This window comes from Povalibacter uvarum (genome assembly GCF_014202975.1).
Lineage (GTDB): Bacteria > Pseudomonadota > Gammaproteobacteria > Steroidobacterales > Steroidobacteraceae > Steroidobacter > Steroidobacter uvarum.
Map to the genome: position 1 here is coordinate 22,939 of NZ_JACHHZ010000002.1, position 23,040 is coordinate 45,978.

Annotated in this window: 13 protein-coding genes; 3 read left to right on the top strand and 10 right to left on the bottom strand. The window is 62.4% G+C overall.

The annotated features are described in order from the left end of the window. Positions 1–94: 94 nt before the first annotated feature. Entirely contained in the window at positions 95–793 is a 699-nt protein-coding gene (locus HNQ60_RS06450; protein ID WP_184330227.1) for a hypothetical protein, read from the bottom strand. A 247-nt stretch (positions 794–1,040) separates the two neighbouring features. Between HNQ60_RS06450 and HNQ60_RS06455 the strand changes: the two genes are divergently transcribed. Together HNQ60_RS06455 and HNQ60_RS06460 are read left to right on the top strand one after the other, a co-directional pair. Beyond that, positions 1,041–3,281: a hypothetical protein gene (locus HNQ60_RS06455; protein ID WP_221304071.1), complete on the top strand. Its 2,241-nt coding sequence runs from the start codon at positions 1,041–1,043 to the stop codon at positions 3,279–3,281. Between the two features lie 46 nt (positions 3,282–3,327). Further along, entirely contained in the window at positions 3,328–4,449 is a 1,122-nt protein-coding gene (locus HNQ60_RS06460) for a flavodoxin family protein (RefSeq protein ID WP_184330229.1), read from the top strand. A gap of 14 nt (positions 4,450–4,463) precedes the next feature. Here HNQ60_RS06460 and HNQ60_RS06465 read toward each other — a convergent pair whose 3' ends face one another. From HNQ60_RS06465 to HNQ60_RS06500, 8 genes are all read right to left on the bottom strand, one after another. Then, positions 4,464–5,966: a tryptophan halogenase family protein gene (locus HNQ60_RS06465; RefSeq protein ID WP_184330230.1), complete on the bottom strand. Its 1,503-nt coding sequence runs from the start codon at positions 5,964–5,966 to the stop codon at positions 4,464–4,466. Positions 5,967–5,975: 9 nt separating this feature from the next. Beyond that, on the bottom strand, positions 5,976–7,001 hold the full coding sequence (locus HNQ60_RS06470; protein ID WP_184330231.1) for a cupin-like domain-containing protein: 1,026 nt from the start codon (positions 6,999–7,001) through the stop codon (positions 5,976–5,978). Positions 7,002–7,008: 7 nt separating this feature from the next. Next, positions 7,009–7,737: a SapC family protein gene (locus tag HNQ60_RS06475; protein WP_184330232.1), complete on the bottom strand. Its 729-nt coding sequence runs from the start codon at positions 7,735–7,737 to the stop codon at positions 7,009–7,011. A gap of 197 nt (positions 7,738–7,934) precedes the next feature. After that, positions 7,935–11,003 (bottom strand): TonB-dependent receptor, encoded by a 3,069-nt coding sequence (locus HNQ60_RS06480; protein WP_184330233.1) that lies wholly within the window; start codon positions 11,001–11,003, stop codon positions 7,935–7,937. Between the two features lie 551 nt (positions 11,004–11,554). Continuing rightward, positions 11,555–11,905, bottom strand: a complete 351-nt coding sequence (locus tag HNQ60_RS06485; protein ID WP_184330234.1) for a hypothetical protein — start codon at positions 11,903–11,905, stop codon at positions 11,555–11,557. Between the two features lie 95 nt (positions 11,906–12,000). Further along, entirely contained in the window at positions 12,001–13,539 is a 1,539-nt protein-coding gene (locus HNQ60_RS06490; protein ID WP_184330235.1) for a tryptophan halogenase family protein, read from the bottom strand. 105 nt (positions 13,540–13,644) lie between these two features. Beyond that, a complete protein-coding gene (locus HNQ60_RS06495) occupies positions 13,645–16,617 on the bottom strand; it encodes a TonB-dependent receptor (protein WP_184330236.1) in 2,973 nt (990 codons plus the stop codon). A 391-nt stretch (positions 16,618–17,008) separates the two neighbouring features. Then, on the bottom strand, positions 17,009–20,437 hold the full coding sequence (locus HNQ60_RS06500) for a glycosyl hydrolase 2 galactose-binding domain-containing protein (RefSeq protein WP_184330237.1): 3,429 nt from the start codon (positions 20,435–20,437) through the stop codon (positions 17,009–17,011). 110 nt (positions 20,438–20,547) lie between these two features. On the opposite strand from HNQ60_RS06500, the gene HNQ60_RS06505 reads away from it, so the two are divergent. Continuing rightward, positions 20,548–21,861: a sugar porter family MFS transporter gene (locus HNQ60_RS06505; protein ID WP_184330238.1), complete on the top strand. Its 1,314-nt coding sequence runs from the start codon at positions 20,548–20,550 to the stop codon at positions 21,859–21,861. On the opposite strand, the gene HNQ60_RS06510 is transcribed toward HNQ60_RS06505, so the two are convergent. Further along, entirely contained in the window at positions 21,862–23,016 is a 1,155-nt protein-coding gene (locus HNQ60_RS06510; protein WP_184330239.1) for an AGE family epimerase/isomerase, read from the bottom strand. It lies immediately after the preceding gene. Positions 23,017–23,040: the final 24 nt, after the last annotated feature.

The window sequence follows — 23,040 nt, forward strand, 5'->3', positions numbered from 1 at the left end:
CGCTCAGCGGATGGATGGATGAGACGAGACGTTGAGCCCGTCACTCCCGCGAAAGCGGGAGTGACGGCGCGCGCCCTCTGGCCGGCTGGCTTCTTCAATCTCCCAGCAGCTGCACCGCATCGATCTCATTCCATCCCGACACTGCGTTGGTAGCCAGCGTGATTCGCGCTCCCTTCGCCTTGTACGAAGTCTTTTCGAACGCGCGATCGAACCAGACGATGGTGCTCGGCGCGTACTGCTGATCGTCGACGCCCTGCCAGATCGTGTGCTTCGAGCCGTCTTCGGCGATCAGCTCGACCTTGATGATCGCGCCGGGGCTGTAGTTCTGGCGGATGCGGATCTGCGTTGCATTCACCGGCTTCGCGAAGCCGACTTCGAGCCATTCGATGCCTTTGTCCGGCGTCTCCGTCGCCCAGGAGTTGCCGTTATCGCCGTAGCGCTCGACGTTCGGCGCGCCTGTCGCCGACAGCGGCGCGTAGCCCTCCTTCGCATCCGGCTCCTTGTTGCCCGCGTATGTGGAGCTCGCGGTTGCCGACACGGCCCACTGGCCGCGACTGTCGGACGCGATGGCTTCTTCCGCGAGGGCGGCCTGGATCGCGGCCGCCTTTTCGTCAGTTGCAGCGGACTGTGCAGGTGCCGGCGCGGTCGCAGCCGGTGCGGGTGCATTCGACGCCGCTGTATCGGTTGCCGTCTGCGCGGGTTCTGCCGTCGCGGGGGCCTCTTCTTTCTTGCCGCATCCAGACGCGACCAATGCCAGGGACAGGGCGCATGCCCACTTCCAGTTCAGACTCATGGAAAGCTCCGCTACTTCGGTTGGAGTGATCTTCTGCGCGTCTTGCCGCGCGGTGAGGTAAAGGTCGCATCCGAAAGCACTTCGCGCAATGGCTCCCGGGGCCGATGGACGATGGCTCCTCAGGGTGATTCGACTCCAGTGCGTCGCGACGACACTGCCAGCCCTTCGAAACGGCCACACCGTTCCATCTCAAGGGCAATTCGTGAAAGGCAGATCTTCCGGGCGCCGACTGTCGGCGCCTTTGACATTGGGTATTGCCACCATCCTGGCGGCCGCGACGGCTCAGGCCGTGGGCATCGAACCGTTGCACGTCGAGCTCTCCGTCGAGGGCAAGCCCTTCCTCGCCGAAGGGTGCGAAGGCGGCGACTGGTCGATGACCTGGCGCGGCGAGTTGCCCGGCGAGTCCAACAACATCTCCGACCAGCTGATGAGCTACAGCAGCTTCGACTCAACGCACGAACAGCAATTCAACGGTCCGCCGGCAACCGTGACGGTGAAGCCCCTCATTTGCCGCGACAACAATGGGGCCATCGTTCTGCAGACATCGTGGAGCGGCGGCACCCGCTCGATTCGCGGCGTCGTCGCGCTCAAGAACGATCCGGGCATTCCGTCGCCATTCTTCGACTTCAGCGTCGAGGACGCGGGCACTTGCCACGTGAAGTCTTCCATGGGCACGCAGGTCCTGGATAACTCGCTGATCCAGGTGCGCGCACCGCTCATGTCCGCACTCGTGCCGGAGCTCAGCATCACGCGGGAAGAGATGGAACGCGGCTTCAGCAAGCAGTACCGCATCGAAGGCCAGGCGCTCGCGAGCGCGATGATGTGCATGGGCTCGGAGCTGAAGCGGGGCGAACTGCGCATCAGCTACAAGAGCAACGACAAGCAGCCGACGATCGGCTTGTCGGGATGCGCGAATCTGCCGCGTGGCGGAAGCACGAAAGTCGTGGCCAAAGTCGATCCGCCCGGCGGCAGCGTGAAGTTCTCAGTCGATCCCTCGTCGACAATCGGCCTGCAGCCATCCGGCACGACAGCGACTGCGACCGGTGCCACTCCGGGTCGCGCAACAATCAAAGGCGAGTACACCTACAACGGTCGAACGGCCACGGCAACGCTGCCCGCAAGCAGCGTTGAATTGCTGTCGGTCAACAGCGGCCAGTCGATCCCGAAGCTTGGGCTGCTCGGCGTGAACGGCAAACCGTCGTCGAAGGTGTACAGCTTCCCGTTCCAGTCGAATCCCGGCGACGCGGGCGATCTCCTCGTCTTCAAGGCGGAGAACCAGGCGATCGTCAGCCTCCTCACGCAACGCAGTTCGATCGGCATTCAGCCTGTTCGAGAAGGCCGCACACGCGTCCAGGCGATGACGACCTGCGGCGCTCCGGTAGGCGAACCATTCGAGATCGAGATCGCCACCTGCGATGACGACGTTCGCAGCGAACTGCAGCGTCGACAGGAAGAACTGATCCGCCGCGAGAAGGAGATCGTCAAGCGCATTACCCAGTTGACGGCGGATCCGGAATTCCAGCGCGCAGCCACCGAGATCAAGGAGAACACGATCAAGATGGCGGTGAAGACCGCCGAGCTGATCGCGGCAACGTTGACCGGCTCGCAAGCGACCGCTGTGAGCAAGGGCACAGCAAGCGGCCTTTCGCTGACTCAGATCGAGACGGCGCAGAACATCTGGAGTGTCGCCGACATCATCAATGACGGCGCCTCTGGCAACGCAAACTCGGCCATCGTCAGCACGTATGCGCTCTATCTGAACAGCTGGGCGGCATCAGCACTCAAGGGTGCGATCGACTCCGGCCTCGCCGCGCAGCAACTCGGCCAGGATCTCGGTTCCATCGCCGGCGTAGTTGAACAGCTCGAAGATCTCGAGCCGCGCCACGATGCGATCCGTCGCGATCTGTACGACGTGACCCGTCGCGTTCATCAATGCGACAAGCTGCCACCACCCGCGCCCCTGCCGCCACGACCTGACGGCAAGCGGCCGCCAGTGCCGCAGCCACAGCCGGTACCGCCTCCGGTAGAAATTCCGCCCGGCACGGAGATTCCGTCGGAGCCGGCACCTGTTCCGACGCCGCAACCGCCGGTCGAGCAGCCCCCGCCGCCAATCGTCGATCCGTCCCCGGGCACTGGCGGGGCGCGCTTGTGCGTACGCGAGAAGGAAGAATCGATGACTACGCAGGATCTGCGCGCCGTGCTCGAAGCGGTTTCGACTTTCCGCACGACGGCGCAACGTGCCCGCGAAGTGTTCGAGACCTTCCAGGCATCGCTGCGTGACCTGGAAGCGTCGATCTCGAAGGACGATGCGACCCGCTCCACTGCGTTCGATGCGTTCGTGCCGAGCTACAACGCGGCGGTCCAGGCGTACTTTGATATGGGCGAAGCAAGTCGCAAACAGGAGCAGCGTTTCGAGCCCTGCACGGCGGAGCTCGAGAAGCAGCCGCCGGCCATCGAGCGCCGCGCAGGCTGGAGTCAGGAAAACTGACACAGGCCGTGCGGACACGTCGGCGCCGCAGGAACTGGCGCCGACGATGGATCGTTGGGTTCAGCAACCCGACGCATCCACGAGGCCGCACGTGCGCAGAACGCCGAAAATCCGCAAGGGGCAAGCGTCCTGGCCGCTGTCACGCAGCGACTTCGAACAGCGGGCCCGACGTCGCTTCGCTGATCCCCGCTTCGACGCTGCTGGCGACACAGTCGACGAGATCATCGGGATCGCGTGGAAGAACTACCTCGATTCCCGCAAGGCGCCGGTGACGCGCAAGGCGGGCAAGCAGTACGCAGACCCGGACTACGACCTGTCGGTCGACTGGATCCAGAGTCGCCTAGGCATTGTCAAAGCTGCGCAGCAACATCGTCGCAAGAACGTTCGCTCGCGAATTCTGGTGATCTGCGCCGCTTCGCGCAACGACAAGACGTGTCCCGGCGAGATCTCCAAGACGTGGCGCCTCACTCAACTCGCCCGGCGCACGCTCGAGACCGCGAAGTGCGAAGTCGACCTGCTCGATCTGAGTCTGCTGTCGTCGGAATACGGGCGCGTGATCTATCCCTGCAAGGCCTGCGTATCCACTGCGATGCCGCTGTGTCACTGGCCGTGCTCGTGTTATCCGAATCATTCGCTGGGCCAGGTCAATGACTGGATGGCCGAGATCTACCCGCGCTGGGTCGCGGCGCATGGCGTCCTCATCATTACTCCCGTGTACTGGTATCAGGCGCCCTCGGGATTGAAGCTGATGATGGATCGGCTCGTGTGCGCGGACGGCGGCAATCCCGATCCGACGAGCACGCAGGGCAAGGACCCGAAGCTCGCGAAGGAAATCGAACTCAAAGGCTGGCACTACCCACGGCACCTCGCGGGCCGTGCGTTCGCTGTTGTAGTTCATGGCGACGCTGAGGGCGCTGACACGCTGCGGCGCTCACTCGCCGACTGGTTGACCGACATGGATCTCGTGCAGGCGGGTAGCGCGGCGCTGCTGGATCGCTACATCGGCTACTACGAGCCGTATGCGACAAGTCATGAAGCGCTCGACCGCGACACAGACATACAAGAAGAGGTCCGCAACGTTGCGCGCAGCCTGGCGAAGACCGTGCGGCAGATTCGCGGCGGTCGACGCGAACCGGATGAAGGGCTGAGAGATCCCAGACCGAAGTAGCGATCGTTATGCCATTACGGCGCAGTCTCTGACTGCGGCGCCGGACAGTACTGCCTCAGGAAGTCCTTATGACGCGGCATGCTGGTCACGCCCTGCGCGATGCTGCCCTTGAGCGAGTCGAGCGCGCGGCGCAGGCGCTGATCGCCGAGCATCGCTCCCATGTGGTGATGCTGCTTCGGCATGAGCCGCTGCCCGATCATCACGAACACCCACGATGAGACGGTGAAGAGATCTTCCGGTCCCTGATACGCATAGCCGCTCTCGCGAAACAGGGCGATCCGCTCAACCAGCGAATCGGGAATCTCCATGTCGCGGCAGGCACGCCAGAACGACGTATCGTCGCGTTCCGTCAGTTTGTAGTGGAGGATGATGAAATCGCGGATGCGCTCGAACTCCACGCGCGCGTGCTCGTTGTATCGCGCGCTGAGCGCCTCGAAGTCACCGGCGAACGGAAACATCTTGATGAGGCGCGTCACGCCGATCTGGATCAGATGAATGCTCGTGCTCTCCAGCGGTTCGACGAAGCCGCTCGAAAGACCGAGGGCAATGACGTTCTTGCCCCAGCTCTTGCGGCGTCGCCCTGTCACATAGCGGATGAGGCGTGGGTCGAAGAGCGGCGCGCCTTCCAGATTCGCGAGCAACTCCGTGCGTGCCTGCTCTTCGGATTGATGCGCGCTGCAGAAGACAAGCCCGTTGCCGACGCGGCTCTGCAACGGGATGCGCCATTGCCAGCCGGCAGTGCGCGCGATCGCACGGGTGTAGGGAAGAATGCGTTCAGTGGACCCGGTCTGCACGGCCAGCGCGCTGTCGGTCGGCAGCCAGTGCCGCCAGTCCTCGTAACCTGCCTTGAGCGTCTGTTCGATGAGCAGGCCACGGAATCCGGTGCAGTCGATGAACAGATCGCCTTCGACACGCTGTCCGCTTTCCAGCATGAGCGCGGTAACGTGTCCGCTCTCGGGGTCCTGCTCGACACGCGCGATCTTGCCCTCGATGCGCTTCACACCCTTCGGCTCGGACTTGGCGCGAAGGAACCGCGCATACAGGCTCGCATCGAGATGAAATGAAAAATTGATCGGTACCGTCTCCGAGAGAGCGAATTTCCCCGCCTCGGCTGCCTGATGCTCGAAACAGTATTCGCCGATGTCTCCGCCGAATCCCGCGGCCTTCGCCATGAGCCACATGTTGTGGAAGCCGCCCATCCAGGTCGATCTGCCGATCTCGCCGAAGGCATGGAAATAGCGATCGCCGAGGCGCGCCCAGTTCTCGAAGGCGATGCCGAGCTTGAAGCTCGCCTGCGTCTCGCGCATGAACTCGCGCTCATCGAGACCCAGCAGCGCGTTGAAGGTACGAATCGTGGGGATCGTCGACTCACCAACGCCGACGGTGCCGATCTCCTCCGACTCGACCAGCGTGATGTCGAGGAGCGGGCCCAACTGCTGCGCGAGTGCGGCGGCCGCCGTCCAGCCAGCAGTACCGCCTCCGGCGATGACGACGCGCTTTACTGGTCGAGTCTGCACGGGAATCCTTCAGCGATTGAGTCGTTGCAACAGATAGGCACGCAAGCGGCGCGCCCTCATTTCATCCATCGGCCCGAGATTGCCGCGTGCGGCCTCGGGAAGGTGCGCAGCTGCGCGGTCGGCCGGACCGAACACGTAGTAGTCGAACATCGCTCGCCACGCTCGCTTCTCCGGCTCGGAGCGGTCTCGCAGACTGAGCAGCGCATGCAGCAGCGTGTTCTGCGGCGTGTCCATGTATGAAGGTGACGTGTTCCACCAGTAGTTCACCATGACGTTGAAGGACTCGAGCGCGTCGACCTGATGCCACCACATCGCCGGGTAGAAGACGACGTCGCCGGGCTCGATATCGGCGACTTGCGCGGCCGCGAGTGCGTCACGCAGCTTCGGGAAACGCTCGAAGTCCGGCTCGCGGATGTTCGTCATCGTCACGACCTGGCCGCCAGGTGTCGGTTCCAGCGGGCCCGGGTAGAGGTTCTCGATCTGCTCCGGCGGAAACAGAGTGAACCGGCGCCGGCCGACCAGGCAGCAGGCGATGTTGTGCGACATGTCGTGATGCGCGAGCGCCGTCGTGCGATTGCCGATCCACGCCGACACGATCGGCGGACTGTCGGCGAACATCGGATGGTTGAGGACGAGATCGTTTTCGCCCCGGAATCCTGGGAGATAGGCGTCGACGTCAGTCGAGCCGATATAGAAAGAAGGCGCGTTGGCGTCATCGAGATGCGCAAGGACCCGGTCGAGATACTCATCGAGCAGCCCCCGGTCCGATTGGAAGTCGAGCCCCGTCACGTCCTGCGTGTAGCCGAACCGGCCTTTGAGTTCGGGGCGCGCAGTGAACGCGACGATGCGTCGACCCTTGTAGAACGATTTGAGATAGGCCGCGGCCGACTGAGGCGAATCGCACCGTGCCAGCGGCCACTCGCGCACCAAGCCCTTCAGGATCACGGGCCGACCGGCAGCCATGATTTCGTCGAACGGAACTGCGTCGGGCGCGACGCCTTCGAGCACCGGGGTCTTGCGAGTGATCTGCGTCACGAGTTCATCACACCGCCGCGCGCTTGCGGTTCTTGAGTTCGATGAGCCAGTTCACGTTACCAAGCGACGTGAGCGCGAGCATGGCGAGATGCAGGTAGCCCGGCTTGTGCAGCCGTTCGAGCTGCCCGCCATCGAGCTTGGCCAGACGATCCTGGCTGATCGTGAGGAAGCCCGGTACTTTGTAGCGCACGCCTTCGCTGATCTGGATCTCGAGCTCCATGGGCTCGATCAGTTGCGCCTCTTCCAGGGCCGCGAACATCGGCCCCGCAACCGCTGTCCCCTTATATATGAGCTGCAGTACCCGATTGGCGCGCTCCAGGTACGGTGAATTGCCGCCGTGACGCAGGAACACCGGCTCACCTTCGGTCTCGCTGACTCTCGAATGATCGAGATCGATGTGGATCACCGGCTCGCGAACCACTTCGCCATCCGCATCATTGTTACGGAACCCGATCATGAACGGTCCGCGCTGGAGAACGGCCGGCACATAGCGTCCGTTCCAGCCATTGTCAGTCAGGAACAGATTCTCATCCTTGTCGAGGCCCAGCAGCGCGACTGCCTGCAGATGACCTGCCGCGTCGCGGCGAAACAGAATCGGGTATTCGCGATGGGCGTAGATGAACTCGGTCGGAAAGATCGGAACGTTGTTGATGTTGTCGCCGAACTCGGCCGAGTGGCCCACCCGGACCCGAAGGTCCTTGTGCGCGATGTTGTCGAGCGGTACGGCCCTGGTCATCGTCTGATCTTCCCACGCGCCCTCTGGCAATCTGGTCGTCAGTTTGAGAGAGCGCGCCGCAGTTTTCCAGCGCGGCGCTGCGAATAGCGGCGCCAAATAAAATCAGGCCCATCGAGATGGGCCTGATCTTTCGGACGATCCTTCGCCCGAGGGAGAGAGGTGCTGGTTAGGGGGTGCCAACACCTCAATCCTGAGCGTCAGAACTTGTACCGCGCACCGATCGCGTAGCGCGGTGAAAGTTCGTACGCCCAAACCGTCATCCCCTCCTTGCGGCGATACTCGCGATGGTCCTCGCCGGTGAGGTTGATGCCTTCCGCAATCACCTGGAAGTGTTCGCCGAAGTCGTAGGAGACACTCGCATCGATCTGGCCGTAGTCGTCCGTGAACTGCGGACTGCGGCTGCCGCCCTGGTTCGTTGCGTTCAGGAACTTGTCGCGCCAGTTGTAGGCGAGACGTGCCGACCAGCCATAGTTTTCGAACATCAGCGTCAGATTCGCCGTGTCGGACAAGCCCACCAGAGCGAACTGGTTGGCGTCGGGATCCGAGCCGGCGTCCGCTTCGACGTCGCCGTTCACGATCGTGTAGCTGCCGGCAACGCCGAAGCCCGAGGCGCCGAAGAAGTGCTGGAACGCAAGCTCCCAGCCGAAGATGTTGCCTTCTTTGTCGTTGATCGGCTGCGACACACGGAACTGCATCTCCGGATCGGACGAATTCCCGGTGACGTCGTACAACGCCAGAATCTCGTCCACGTAGTCCTGTGGCAGCGCGCCATCTTCGAGATTCGCTTCGAACTCGGCCTGCGCGGCCGCAACGTTGCCGTTGTTGGCGTCGATGAGTGCGACCATCGTGAACAGGTTGGCGGGCGAGCGGTCGACGGCCAAGGTGTCGATCACGCCAAGCGCGGCGGCTGAGCGCGAACCAGGGACGCCTGCCGTCGGATCCAGCAAGCCGAACAGCGGCCGGGTGAACACGCCGTCACCCTGGAAGTTCTTCACCGTCTTGTCGAAGAAGCCCACGGACACGTAGCTGTCCTGCCCGTAGTACCACTCCAGCGAAATGTCGAAGTTCTCCGATTCGAGCGGCAGCAGGTTCGGGTTCTGCGACTCGCCACCGGTCTGACCACCGAGGACGGTGGGATTGTTCGGGGCGCGGGCCAGAGTGGACGCGAACAGATTGCCGTACGGCGCACGCGCGATCGTCTGGCTGTACGACATGCGGCCGACGACGGTGTCGGTGATGTCCAGCCTGAAGTCGATGTTGGGCAGCAGATGCTTGTAGTTGCCGTCGCCCGAGACGTTCTGCAGCTCCGACCCGTAGTCGATGATGAAGTCGTTGTCCGCGGTCCAACGGATGCCGGTGGGTACCGATTGCAGCGCGCTCGCTTTGACATCGGTCTCTTCATAGCGCAAGCCGCCGTTCACGGTGACCGGGCGATTCAGGAACTCGCTCCGCACCTGGAACTGCGCGTAGAAGGACATGATGTCCTCCTCCACCGTATTGTCCGTCGTGGCTACAGATACAGCGTTTCCGGCATCCTCGTAGACCGGGGTCAGCAATGAGTACAGACGCGTTGCGTCGGCGCGGAACGCTGTCTGCGCCTGACCGACCTGGTAGTCGTCAAAGCGGCAGGACAAGCAGAAGGTCTCGACCACACCAGGCGCATACAGCTCGATGTCACGCGGGTTCGACACACCCCATGTACCGAGGTCCTGCTGGGTAGTGCGGCTCTTCACGTGAACTTCGGTGCCGCGGTAGTTCGCGCCGAAGTCGAGGCGGCTGGTGTCGAAATCGAGCGAGTAACGCAGGTCGAATTCTTCGACGTCCATCTTCTGGCTGTTGGTGGCGCTGCGCGACACCTGCGAGCCGAGATCGCCGACGTCGATCACGCCGTTGTTGTTGCCCTTGACCGCATCGTTGAACGTATAGCTCTGCACCGGGAAACCGTCGCTGTTGTCCCAGCTGAGAGAGTGCTGCTGGATGATCGGTGCGGCAAAGGTGACGAAGGTCGCCGAATGACCCAGCGGATTGTTCGGCGTGGACTCGGCGGTGTCGAAGTGCGTATCGAACCGCAACGTGCCGTGGTCGTTGATCTCCCACTCGGCATTGAAGCCCACCGAATCCATCTCGTCTTTCTGCGCGCGGTAGGTCTGCTCGAAGCCCATGTCCTTCTGGCCGTTGTTGTTCTCCTGCATGAACAACGCCTGCGATACCGGGCCTTCGCCGTCGAACACGAGCTGATCGAACGGCGTCGCAAACCAGTTGGTCTGTTCGTAGCGCAGTTCTTCGGATTCGCTGTCGACGAACAGGTAGTCCAGGGTCAGCGTCATGGAATCGATGGGACGGAACTGCGCAACGAACTGGCCGTTGAGCCGCTCCTTGCTGAGATCCGAGAAGTCGTAGCGGCTGTCCTGAGGGATCGCGAACAGTTCACCGTCCGCGGGCGCATTGGTGTAGTTGTTTGGATTGCCGCCCGCGCGGACGATCGACGTGTTGGAGAAGAAGTCGTCGGCCCGGGCGACGACCCAGTCGTTGGTCTGGCCGATCGCAGCGCCCGAGTCACGCTTCTGGTAGGAACCGAACACAGCGAAGCCCAGGGACTCGTTGTCGTTCGTCCAGCTGAACAAGCCGCTCAGTTCGGGAGTGACGCTGTCACCCGAGTAGACGCTGCTGTCGTAGATGCCCTTCGCCGCGAAGGTCGCCTGGGTATCCGGGTTGTCGAACGGACGACGTGTCTGGATGTTGATCGTGGCGCCGATGCCGCCCGATGGCAGGATTGCCTGGCCGGTCTTGTAGACCTCGAGACCGGCAACCGACTCGGCGGCGATGTTCGAGAAGTCGAAGCTGCGGCCTTGTCCGCCGGAGTAGTTGTCGCGGTTGCCGTAGAGGTTCACCTCTGCCGTCGGCACCGTGCGGCCGTTCAATGTGATCAGGTTGTAGCCGGGGCCGAAGCCGCGGACAGTCACCTGCGAACCTTCACCGTTCGTGCGATCGATCGACACGCCGGGAATGCGCTGCAGCGATTCCGCGAGGTTCGTGTCCGGGAACTTGCCGATGTCTTCCGCGCTGATGGCATCCACGACACCGAAGGCGTCGCGTTTGATTTCCATCGAGTTGCGCAGACTTTCGCGCATGCCCGTGACCACGACTTCTTCGAGCTCCGAGCTCTTCGTGTCCTGGGCCAATGCAGGGTTGATCAGTACCGCGCCACCTACGATGGTGAACAGGGCCTTCGACTTGAACGAGCGACTCTTCGGATAGGTTTTCATTGAAATCTCCTCGACGCCGAAACTTTGCACTCAGGCTGAAACTTCAAAAGAGCCGTAAGCCAGCGGATTCGCGATCCCGGACGGGATCAGCCTCGATCGCGGAGTCCGCATGTCATGCGCTGTCATCTCTCGACGAACAGGCACGGCTACGGAGCAATCGCGATACGGGCCCGTGAGGGCTGGGTTCTGCCGTGGCGAAGCCCGCACCGAGCCATCGTCGGGGTGTGGGTTGACTGGTCAATGGCGCGGCCTGCGATCCTCGGGAAAGGATGGGCGCCCTTCTTGCCGTATGTCGGCATATTCATTCCCCCTGCAGTTAGTTCGTTCTTGCATTGCGCCGCCTTCGGCGCGCTGCTGCGGTATCCGTTTTTGGTACCGCTACCATCAGTCTTGCACTAACTGCCGGCGAATGTCCAGTACCCACTTATGCCGATGGGGAACGCCGCGCGATTCCTCGTGCGCGATGCGCTCACCGTCATACAAGTAATATAAATACCGCGCAACGGTGCGCTCATCGTTGCTAAGGCAACCAGGGTATCCGCGACGGAAAATCAGTCCGTGCTGCGCCGGCCTCGCACGCCGCGTCGTTCCTTGAGGGCGTAGAGACGAGTTGCAGCACTGAAGCCGTCGAGCCTGCGCGAATCGGTCCGGCGATCCTTGAACTTCAGATACCGGCATTCGCAGCGCTCGGGCATCGTGCAACCGTTCAGAGGCAAGGCGGGAGCTTCACGCGCGAGGAATCGATGCTCGCTGAATCTGCGAGCGATGCTGCAGCAGACGGCGCCGCGAAAGATGGCGATCGCCTGGTAGCGCGAGGACGCTGTCCGGGCAGGCTCCTGCGAATCCTTCTTGCGCAGATTCGACATCAGGGTCGAAAGAATCGAGAACCGCCGCGTAGCCATGAATCCCCCGCGAAACCGAGGGGATCAGATATAGCGAAGCGAATGCCCGCGGACTGCCAACTTCGTCACTATCCTGCTCCGCGGGCGCGGCTGCGTCAGGTTGCCGACCGTCTCATCCAGCCCGGTGCGGGCGCCGATTGCCTCGGCTTGTCGGGGAAGAAGCTGTCGTGCGTCGGGGCGGCATCGACCTGGGATGCGATGTTCCGCCGCATGGCAGCCATCACCTTCTTCACTTCCTCCCAGTTGCTGCCGTCGACCAAGGGATCGTAGGACTGCGGCGCGAGCCCCATTCCGTGCATGACGAAGAACCAGCTCAGCTCCACGAACACTTCGTGACGACGCTGGAAGATCCGACCGGTGCGCTTGTAGAGATCGATACGCTCGCGCAGATCCTCCGGGAGCTCGATCTGACGGCAGCGTCGCCAGTACTCGGTGTCGTCACGCTCCGTCGTGCAGTAGTGCAGGATGATGAAATCCCTGACCTTCTCGTACTCATCGATCACGGTCCGGTTGTAGTGCTCGATGTTCGCCGGGTCGAACTGCTTGTCGGGGAAGTGATCGAGCAGCGCGTACATGCCGCTGCAGACCAGATGGATGCTGGTCGACTCGAGCGGCTCGATGAATCCCGAAGCGAGCCCGAGCGCAACTACGTTCTTGTGCCAGAAGAGACGCCGGCGACCCGTGACGTACTTGATGAAGCGCGGGTCGGTGATCGGCTTCGCATCGCCGAGTTGGCCGAGCAGATCCTGCACGGCTTCTTCGTCTGTCGCGTGCTCGCTCGAGTAGACATAGCCCGTACCGATTCGATGCTGCAGGGGAATGCGCCACTGCCAGCCCGCGGGACGCGCCGTCGCCGTCGTGAAGGGGCGACGCGGAAGCTGACCTTCCACCTGGATGGCGACCGCACGATTATTCGGGATGAGCGGCGTCCAGTCGACATAGCCCGTCTTCAGCGTGCCCTCGATGAGCAGACCCCTGAAGCCCGTGCAGTCGATGAACAGATCGGCCTGCAGACGATCGCCTTCCTTGAACACCACCTCATCGATCATGCCGTCCGCGCGCTGCGTTACGCCGCTGACGTTGCGCTCGAGGCGCACGACTCCGAGGTGTTCAGAGTAGGCACGCAGGTACTTCGCGACGAGTCCCGCATCGAAATGCAGGGCGTAGCGCAGCGTCTGCGCGATGCCGAGCTTGTTGTCGGGATAGATGAACTTGTTCTGCTCGGCCATCGCAATTTCGAGATTGAAATGACTGAGATCGACGTCGAGACCCTGGGCACGGGCCTTGTGCCAGACGTGATAGAACGGCGCGCGATCGATGAAGACGCCGAAGGGGCCGAACGGATGCCAGTAGCGATGGCCGATGTGATGCCAGTCGTTGAACCGGATGCCGAGCTTGATCGTGCCCTGCACGTGCTCGATGAAATCGCTCTGATCGACGCCGAGGAATTTCAGGAAGTCGATGATGCCCGGAATCGTCGCCTCACCTACTCCGATGGTCGGGATGTCGGGCGATTCGACGAGGTGGATCGAGCAGGTGCGCCCCACCTTGCGTGCCAGCGCACTCGCAGCAATCCAGCCTGCGGTGCCGCCGCCGATGACGGCGATGCGTTGGATGCGATGGTCGGATTGCACGTGGTGCGCCCTTCTGTTGTGACTTCAGCTTCGCACAGGGATGCCGAAACAAGAAGGGCGGCCATCGCTGGCCGCCCTTTGCACCAGGTGCCTGTCTGACTCGCGTCAGAATCTCCCGCGAACACCCACGAGAATGCGCCGCGACCCCGAGTCGAAGGCGAACGGCAGATTCTCGAACTGCAGGTATTGGCTCGCGTCTTCCTCCGTCAGGTTGATCGCTTCGAGCGTTACACCGAGATAGTCGGTGAACTGGTAAGCGACCTGCGCATCCAGCTGACCGTAGTCCCGGTTCCACACACCCAGCGTGCGGGTGAGGCTCGTCGCATTGCCTGCTCCGTCGAACGTGGCATCCGGGAAGCCGAAGTTCGAGTCGAAGGACTTGTCGCGCCAGCCGTACGAGACACGGGCTTCGAATCCATGGTTCTGGTAGTAGACCTGCGTGTTGATCGCATGCTCTGCCACACCTGGAATCGGCAGCTCTGAATCGTAGTCGTTGGAGAACGGGGATTCCGAGTCGGAGTACGTGTAGTTCACGTTGAAGCCGAAGCCCATGTCGAACGCGTACTGGGCCGACAGTTCGATACCCTTGATCGAGCCGCCCTCGCCGTTGACCGGTACCTGCACGGGGCCTTCGCGGCCGCCTGCCTGGTCCATCACGAAGATCGACTGCGTCTCGACCGTGATGAACGAGTCGACTTCCTTCCAGAACGGCGTGACGGCGATGAGGCCCTGCGTCCCGAAGTAGTACTCGTAGCTCAGGTCGAACTGCGTGGCGCGATACGGATCGAGGCCCGGATTGCCGGTGCTGCCGTTCGTGAACCGGAAGAGGTTGAACGTCGGGCTGCCCGAGTCAGAGTCGCGGGTGAAGTTGGTCTCGAAGCCGCGGCCGAGCTGGAACAGATCCTGGCGAGCAACGACCTTGGCGGTCGAGAAGCGGACCTTGCTGTCTTCCGTCACGTCGAGAACGATGTTCGCGCTCGGCAGGATGTCGGTGTAGCTGCGCTCGATGGTGCGCGTCTCGAAGTCCTTCAGCACGCCGTTCCAGCTGTCCGTGCCCCAATAGGTCGGGTTCGGATTGGAGGCGGCGTTCTGATCCACCGTCAGTTCCGTACGCAGCACGCGCGCGCCGACGTTGATGTGGTAGCGATCCGTCGACTCGCCCACGTCGGCCATCAGGTACGCCGAGGTCGTTTTCTCTTCGACGCGGAACGTTTCGAGCGGCGAAGGGAAGAACGAGAACGGAGTATCGGGATAAAGATTCTGAATCCACGCAACCGCGTTGCCCATCTGAGCGCGATTCTGGACGAGCACGCTGCTCGTGCCCGCGTTGCCCGAGCTCCAGAATCCGTTGATCGTCTGCACGCGATCCGGATTGCTGTTGAACGTCTGATACGGCGTGATCAGAGCCGGCGAATTGCCGAACCGCTCGCAAGGGGCGTACTGGAAGTTCGCGCCAGCGGAGGCCGGGATTTCGCAGGACTTGTAGCCGATGGCGCCGTCCTGGAAGTAGCCGTACGGCGTCCAGTTCTGGCCGAACTGCGAACCGTCGAGCTCACCCTTGCCCGAGTAGTCGGCGAGATAGCGGCCGAACTCGTAGTCGATCTCACGTGATGTGAGACGCACGCCACCGGAGAAGGTTACGTTGCCTGCCTGGATGAACTCCGGATCGAACTCGATATCACCGCGGACGGCCCAGTTCTCAGCGTCGGTGGTGTCACCAAACACCCAGTGCGACTTGAAGAAGCCGTTCGCCGGATTCGTGTAGAGATCCTGGTTGCCCACGAGGGTGAACGACGGAATCGTGCCGTCATTGGCGTCGTACGTGAAGCGGTAGTTCGCAGGCGCCGCAGCGTTCGGAGCGAAGCCGACGCCGTTCGTGCCACGCACGGTGTACTGCGTGTAGCGAACGTCGTTGTTCGCGCTCGTGCTCTCCTGCTCGCCCTTCGAGTACGCAGCTCCCGCACTCGCACGCCAGCTGCCGCCGCCGTCGTACTTGAACGACAACTGGAAGTTGTCGGAGCTGATCTCCGTGTTCTTCACGAACGAGATCGCCTCTGCCGAGTTCGCGATCACCGTGCCGTGGATGAGCACGCCGTTGTCGTCGATCTCGTACGGCATCGTCGTGTCGAGACCGGGGCTCTCGGTGCCGAACGGGAATTTGACCGACGCTTCCTGAGTCAGGATGTCGAGATCGGAGTGGAACCACTGTGCGGTGAGTTCCGTGGACTCCGATGGGCGGAAGGACGCTGCGATCGAGTAGCCGAGACGTTCACGCTCTTCTTCGCGGTCGGTCGCGTAGCGATACTCCGGAGCGAAGTAGTTCGGAACGGTCAGACGGTCGGGGCGATCAGAGAAATCCCAGTCGCCGCGGTTCTGGCCGCCGAGCACGTCGGTCTGGAAGAGCTGCTTGTCGTAGGAGACCGAAGCGATCACCGCGAAGCGATCGCTGAATTCGTGGCCGACGACCAGTGCACCGAGCGGCTCCCAGCCTTCGCCGCTGTCGGCGTAACGCAGGTTGCCCGCTACGGTCGTGCCCTGCAGGTCGAAGGGACCGCGCGTCTTCAGGTCAATGATGCCGCCGAGACCCGTTTCAGCCTGCTTCGCGCTCGGCGACTTGTAGACGTCGATGCCGCCGAGCAGTTCGGATGGGACGCCTTCGAGCGAGTCGGTCTCGCGGAAGTTGCCTTCACCTTGTGTGTAGAGCTCGAGGCCGCTCAGGAAGATGTCGCCGTTCAACAGCGTGACGTTCTGATCGAGGCCGCGAATGCGGGCCTTCGTACCCTGACCGTTCGAGCGGTCGATCGAGACGCCGGGCAGACGCTGCAAGGACTCAGCGACGTTCTGATCCGGGAACTTGCCGATGTCCTCGGCCGACACGGATTCGATGATCTGGTTCGATTCGCGTTTGTTTTCCAGTGCATCGGCGAGCGATGCCCTGAATCCCGTGACGACCACTTCCTCGACGGCCTCGCCGGTGGCCGGCGTCGAAGTCGTCTGGGCGTGGGCAGCAGCGATCGTGGTCAGCGAGACCGCCGCTGTCATCCACGAGCTGCGCAGGTAACTCTTTCGGATCCGCATATCTTTGTCCCCCTGGTTGCAGTCTGAGTAGGTCCGTTGGAAATGCTGTCGGCAAACGTCTGCAACCGCAGGACCGCCGGCCGAACGCCTTACGCTCTCGAGCGGCCGAGGCCGCGCAGCACACGAGGGAAATGCTTGGAAAACGCTGCGATCGCGCGTTTCATCGGATCTTCCCCCATACCTGTTGCGAGCTTTCTTCGCGCGCAGCGATACCCGCACTCCGCTAACGGGAGTGTCGAACTTCGCTGCAGCGCCTGATCTTTCTTTCATGTCGGTGATCGACGCAGTGCTCCCTAGCGTCCTCAGCCGACCATGAATGCGATCTTGCGACCAAATGTCCATCGCTGTCAATTGCTTTTTGGCGATTGTGTCACGCAGCAGTTATTGCGACCTAGGGACCGGAAACAGCGACCGAGGCGGTTGCCAGGTTCCAGCCACGCAATGCGACGGTTGACCCCGCAACGGTCTGTGCCGGATAAGCAATGACAATCTCGCGGGACTCGCCGGGAAGCAGGGAAACGTAGTTGTCCGCGTAGTACGCCGGCAGGATGCGCTCGCCCTCCGCATCCAGAAGCGTCAACTTTATGGCCAGCGCGGGCGCCGTCCCTTTGTGCTCGATCCTTACGCGGATGCGCGTTTCGCCGCCTGCTTCCTCGGACGCCGCCTGTGCGGAAAGGCTTTGCGAAGGCATTGCCGCGAGCTTCCGATGCGCGCTCGCGTCACGCGCCTGCCAGTAGAAGTTCTCGGACACCAACCGGCCATCCTCGTCCGTGAGCTCGAGCTTCACCAGCACGACATCCTCGCGTTCCAAGTGGCTCGACAGCGCCAGCGGCTTCAGCGCAGTCGCAGCATTCGCCGCCGCATCGACCTTCTCCCGCCGCTCCTCGAGCAGTCGGTTGTCGAGACTGAGTACGCGTACGCGCAGCGACAGCCGGCGTGCGGCATTCCTGGTCGAATTCACGACCGAGAGCGAATAGTCAGGCAGATTCATCTGCGCGTGGATCGGCTCGCACGCCTTGCGCACGCCGTAGTAGGAAGCATGCGTGTCGTAGTCGGAGCTGTAGATCTGCCACGCATGGCTGGGCCATGCCGGGTGAGTCATCCAGAGCAGCCGGCCGCTGTTCTTCGTCCACAAGTGAGCATGGAAGCCTTCGAACATGGCGCGATGCGTTTCGTAGTTCATCATCTGCGCCTTGCGTTCGAAGTCCTCGAGGCTCGTCGGCGCACCGAATCTTTCCTCCAGGGTCTTCATGAACGTGGCTACGTCGCCGTTTCCGCCGTGATGCCAGTCGTGATACGCGAACGCGTCGCTGATCGGCCATTGATCTTCGGGCGGCGCCCAGGCACGGATCGATTCGAGCGTGGATAGCGATGGCGTGCCCACTTCAACCGAGAAGCCTTCTGCCAGCTCGGTGAAGTACTGCGCGGGAGGACGATAGTTGTACGGTCCGCTGCCCTGCAGGTTCACTCGATTGGAACTGCCGGTGAAATGCCGCGTACCATCGACCTCGGCCACGAGGTCCGCGAGGCCTTCGTTGAGAATGGGCTGCGGAACGCCTTCGTTGCGCCCGAACCAGAGCGCGATCGACGGGTGGTTTCGGTATCGCAGGATCGTATCGCGAGCGTTCTTGAGGAAGAGTGCCGGATCCTGCGGCTCGACCTGGAAGTCCTGAGTCGAGGCCCAGAAGTCGCTGAGCACGAGCAGGCCGTACTCGTCGGCGAGATCGAAGAAGGCGTCTTCGTAGTTGAGGCCGACCCAGTTGCGGATCGTGTTGAGATTCGCCTCGCGGTGCAGCCGGAAGTAGGGCTCGAGCCGGTCGCGCGAGATGCGCTTGCGGGAGTCGTCCATTCCCCAGTTCCCTCCCCGCGCGGCGATGCGCACTCCGTTGACCTTGAGCGCGAGATGCGGCGTCAGTGCGTCATCATCGATCTCCTTCACGGCGGGTGACTCCAGCGCACGGGGATAGAGCGATGCGGCCCACCCCTTCGGGCTCTTCTTCAGCGCCTCATGACGAACATCGATAAGGCGTTCGCCGCGGGAACTGCCGAGCGCGGTATCGACATCGACCCGCCTCAAACGACCTTTCTCATCGAACAGCGAGAGCTCATAGGTGATTTGCCGAACGCCAAAACGCAGCGCGCGACTGTCGGATCGCGTCGTCCCCTCATCGAATGCGAGTTGCAGGCGGTACAACTCCTGCTTGCCATAGCCGTTCGGCCACCACAGGCGCGGCTGCGACAGATTCAGCTCGGTGAACTCCTGTGGTGAGAGCGTGATCGAGTTTTCGCCCGGCGTGAGACTCACTGGCTTGCTGATGCGAACGTGATCGAACGAAGCCGTGAGCGTTCCCGACACCGGGGCCGAGGACAGATTCTGCAGCGGCACCCGAATGACGACGGAAGCTCGCGATGTGTCCGGGAGCGGCAACTGCGTTACGACCTGCGGATCCTTGATTCGCACGGATCCCGTGACGCTCAGCACTACGTCCTGCCACAACCCCGTGTTGCGGTCCCTGATGCCGGGAATCCAGTCCCAACCTTCGGTGGCGATGAACGTCGGACCGTCGAGCGCCATTGCGCCGCCGTTCTCGCCGGGTCCGGCCTTGATCGACTGCTCATGCGGAATGCCGGGATGCGGGGGCGGCGACACGCGCACGGCGAGCACGTTCACGGCGTCGCTGCGAACTTTCTCAGTGACGTCGAAAACACCGCGAACGAATGCGCCAGTGATTGCTCCGAGCGGCGCGCCGTTCAACCAGACTTCGGCCCGATAGTTGATGCCGTTGAAGGTCAGCGTGAAGCGTCTTCCGTCGACTGGAGCGGCGAACTCAGTCCGGTACCAGTAGTCCTGGCGCGCGAGCGTTTCCGGGATGGCCATATTGTTGAGGCCATAGTCCGGATCGGGGTAGACACCGCGGTTGACCAGCGTTGTCAGCACGGTCCCAGGGACAGTCGCCGGATGCCATGCGGAAACGTCCAGGCCGGCGCTCGAGATGACGCCGGGTTGCGCTTGAACACGCGGCGCTTCGACGAGGCGCCAGTCGCCGACTGACCATGTGTTTTCCGTCAGCTGCTTGAGCGCTGGCGTCGGCGAGTCGACCGCCGCGAGCGTTTTCGGGAATGCGGCTTTGCTGATCGGCAGCGTCCACGCCAATTGCGGCGACGAAAGCCCCGTCAGTTGTTTCACCTGCCATGGCCAGCCCACGGAGATGTCGGCGAAGTTGATTCGCTCGAACGCAGGCCTGGCTTTGAACAAGGCCTGGATCTCCACGGCAGCCAAGGCGCGCGATTGAACTGTGTACGCCGCGATCTCTCCGCCGAAATGGCGGCTGCGCGGCCAAGGTGAGTTCGTCGGAGCGACCTCCACGAACGGGCCAGCTGCGGGAATCGCCTTCTGTGTTGAAGACGCGGCAGAGCCGTCGACGAAGAGCTGGGCCCGGCTACCGTCGAACGTCGCTGCAATGAGATGCCATTCGCCCGCGGATATCGCCGCAGCTCCGGCAATTTCTTGCCCGGCGAGTCGCAGGAAAGGCTTGCCGTCCCGCAATCCGAGATAGCGGCCGCTATCCTGTGTTGGTTCACCAAGGCCACCGATGAGAACGGGCCCGTCCTGATGATCACTGCGCACCCACGCGTGGATCGTCCACGAGGCCTGCGACGTCAGAACGGGATTTCGGGCGTCCACGGCATCACGGATGCCCTCGCCGCCCTCCAGGAAACGAGCGTGGTATGGACCGATCTGGGCATGAACCGGCAAAGCGAGCCACAGGCTGCAAGCGAGCACGATCTGGCCCAGCACCCGGTTGTGAGTCCCGATCATCCGCCATCCCCCGCAATCGATCCGCGGCTCATGGCCACGGGTTGTTCGTTCTACCCGGATTCGCGCTACATTAATAAAACGATTTTCTTTATTCGTCAAACGGCGGGGATATGAACAGAGGATTGTTCCTGGCGAGCATCTCAAGCGCGGCCCTGGCCGGCTTGCTGTTCGGCTTTGATACGGCAGTGATTTCCGGAGTGACTGCGGATCTGCGCAACGTCTATTCGCTGTCACCCGCCGCGCTCGGCGCGACAGTGTCGAGTGCGCTGATCGGCACGTTGATCGGAGCGCTCTGCGCAGGCGTCGTCGGCGATCGTTACGGCAGCCGCGACGCGTTGCGATGGATGGCTGTGCTGTATCTGGTCTCGGGGCTGGGTTGCGCCGTCGCCTGGAACTGGCCTGCGCTGCTGATTTTCCGATTCATCGGCGGACTCGCCATCGGGGGCTCATCAGTACTGGCTCCGGTCTACATCGCGGAGATCGCGCCTCCCCAGCGGCGAGGCATGCTGGTCGGCTTGTTCCAGATCAACATCGTGGCCGGCATCCTCATTGCGTATCTCAGCAACTTTCTCGTCGGCCAGGTCATGCCGGACGAAGCCGAATGGCGCTGGAAGTTCGCTGTGACGATCGTTCCTGCAATGCTGCTGCTGGGGATGTTGCTGTACATCCCTCACAGTCCGCGCTGGCTGATTGCGAAGGGCCGTGCAGCGGAGGCGCTCGAAGCACTGCGACGAATCGGGATGCCCGATGCACGAGGCACTCTGGAAGAGATCCGCCAGTCGACGCATGCAACGTCGTCGAATCGATTGAGCTGGCACCAGCATCGCAAGCCGATCCTGCTCGCCGTGGCGATCGCCATGTTCAACCAGCTCGCTGGAATCAACGCGATCCTCTACTACCTCAACGACATCTTCGCCGCGGCCGGGTTCGGGAGGGTGTCGAGCGATCTGCAGGCTGTTGCTATCGGTGCAACGAACCTCGTCTTCACGCTGATCGCCATGCTCTTCATAGACAGAGTCGGTCGCCGCAGGCTCTTGCTGGTGGGCGCCGTCGGCATGTTCATCTGTCTGACGTTCGTAGCGGGAATCATGGGCATGGACCGCGGCCACGAATGGCTGATCGTCACGCTGATCGGCTTCATTGCGTTCTTCGCGTTCTCGCAAGGAGCCGTGATCTGGGTCTACATCAGCGAGATTTTCCCGACGCCGGTGCGGGCGCGAGGGCAGTCGATCGGCAGTTCGACACACTGGATCATGAATGCGCTGATCACGTTCCTGTTTCCGCTCGTCGCGGCACAGTCGAAAGCCGCGCCGTTCGCATTCTTCGCGGCGATGATGGTGCTGCAATTCCTTGTCGTACTGCGCTACTTCCCCGAAACCAAGGGCGCGAAACTCGAGGACATGGAAGCGCTCATGAATCGATGACTAGCCCGCTCGCTTCAGCGTGTGCTCGAACTCCGCGATTGCACAGGCGATGTGATAGAACGAGCTCGCCGGCGCCGGTTCTTCGACGAAGCTGCCATCCGGGTTCATCTTGTCGCGCCACAATCCGCGCAGCGGCGTGTCGAGATACTTCTGCAGCCCGCGCGCGGCCGCGACCGCCATGCTCCAGTATTCCTCCTGGCGCGTGACCTCGGCAGCAATGCACGCCGCTTTGAGACGTTCCGTCTGCGGCCAGAGGCGCGCAAGTGGATCGCGAACCGTTCCGTCCGAGAGCAGCGATGTGATCGCGACACCCCGACTCTGATCCACGCCCAGGCTTTCGCCGAACTGGATGATCTGCAGCGCCGGCTCGCGCGCCCGCGATTCGCCGGTGCGCTCGACCCATCGCAACAGCAGCCAGCCCCATTCGAACTGATGCCCTGGCTCGACGACGCGGCCTTCGTCGCCATCGACCGGCTGCCAGTCCGCGTCGAAGAACTCCCGGAGCAAACCCGAGTACGGATCGATGAATCGCGAGAGTGCGAGCTCGACGATATCGCTGGCGAGACGCTGCCATCTCGCATCGTGATCGAGGTCCATCCATGCAAGCGCGGATTCGAGCAAGTGCATGTGCGAATTGGACAGCAACGGCAGGATGCGCGGATTGGATTCTTCGAATCCGCCATTGGCGTTCTCCAGCTGCGCCTGAACCCGCTCGAGAAGATTGCGAGCGGCATCCCGCAGCCCATCATCATCGAGCGTGTCGTACGCAGCGGCGAGGCCCATCAGCGCGAACGCCTGATCGTAGAGAACGGCGCGATCGTCGGCGACCGAACCGTCGGCCGCCACGACCGTTCGCACCAGTCCATCGGGGCGAAAATACTTCTCGCGAAAGTAATCGAGCCCATGCCGCACTGCCTGTTCGTGCGGTCCGGCCCAGCCGAGCTCATCGGCAATGCTGTATGCGTAGATCTGACGCGGATGCAATCGTGCGCGACGACGCTCGCCGGTGGCGCTGCCGTCGATGCGCAGGCGTTCGTGAAATCCGCCTTGTTCGTGATCGGCGCCGCGGGACCACCACAGCGGATACGCGTCCTCGAGCAGCCAATGCTTCAACGCTTCGCAGATTTCGGTAGCTTCGGTGATCACGGACGACATCGACAGAACTCCCCAGGCATTGGA

Excerpts from the sequence above, each read along its gene's own strand:
- HNQ60_RS06475 (WP_184330232.1), bottom strand. The coding sequence starts at position 7,737 with ATGACCAGGGCCGTACCGCTCGACAACATCGCGCACAAGGACCTTCGG.
- HNQ60_RS06500 (WP_184330237.1), bottom strand. The coding sequence starts at position 20,437 with ATGATCGGGACTCACAACCGGGTGCTGGGCCAGATCGTGCTCGCTTGC.
- HNQ60_RS06480 (WP_184330233.1), bottom strand. The coding sequence starts at position 11,003 with ATGAAAACCTATCCGAAGAGTCGCTCGTTCAAGTCGAAGGCCCTGTTC.
- HNQ60_RS06510 (WP_184330239.1), bottom strand. The coding sequence starts at position 23,016 with ATGTCGTCCGTGATCACCGAAGCTACCGAAATCTGCGAAGCGTTGAAG.
- HNQ60_RS06505 (WP_184330238.1), top strand. The coding sequence starts at position 20,548 with ATGAACAGAGGATTGTTCCTGGCGAGCATCTCAAGCGCGGCCCTGGCC.
- HNQ60_RS06450 (WP_184330227.1), bottom strand. The coding sequence starts at position 793 with ATGAGTCTGAACTGGAAGTGGGCATGCGCCCTGTCCCTGGCATTGGTC.
- HNQ60_RS06485 (WP_184330234.1), bottom strand. The coding sequence starts at position 11,905 with ATGGCTACGCGGCGGTTCTCGATTCTTTCGACCCTGATGTCGAATCTG.
- HNQ60_RS06460 (WP_184330229.1), top strand. The coding sequence starts at position 3,328 with ATGGATCGTTGGGTTCAGCAACCCGACGCATCCACGAGGCCGCACGTG.
- HNQ60_RS06495 (WP_184330236.1), bottom strand. The coding sequence starts at position 16,617 with ATGCGGATCCGAAAGAGTTACCTGCGCAGCTCGTGGATGACAGCGGCG.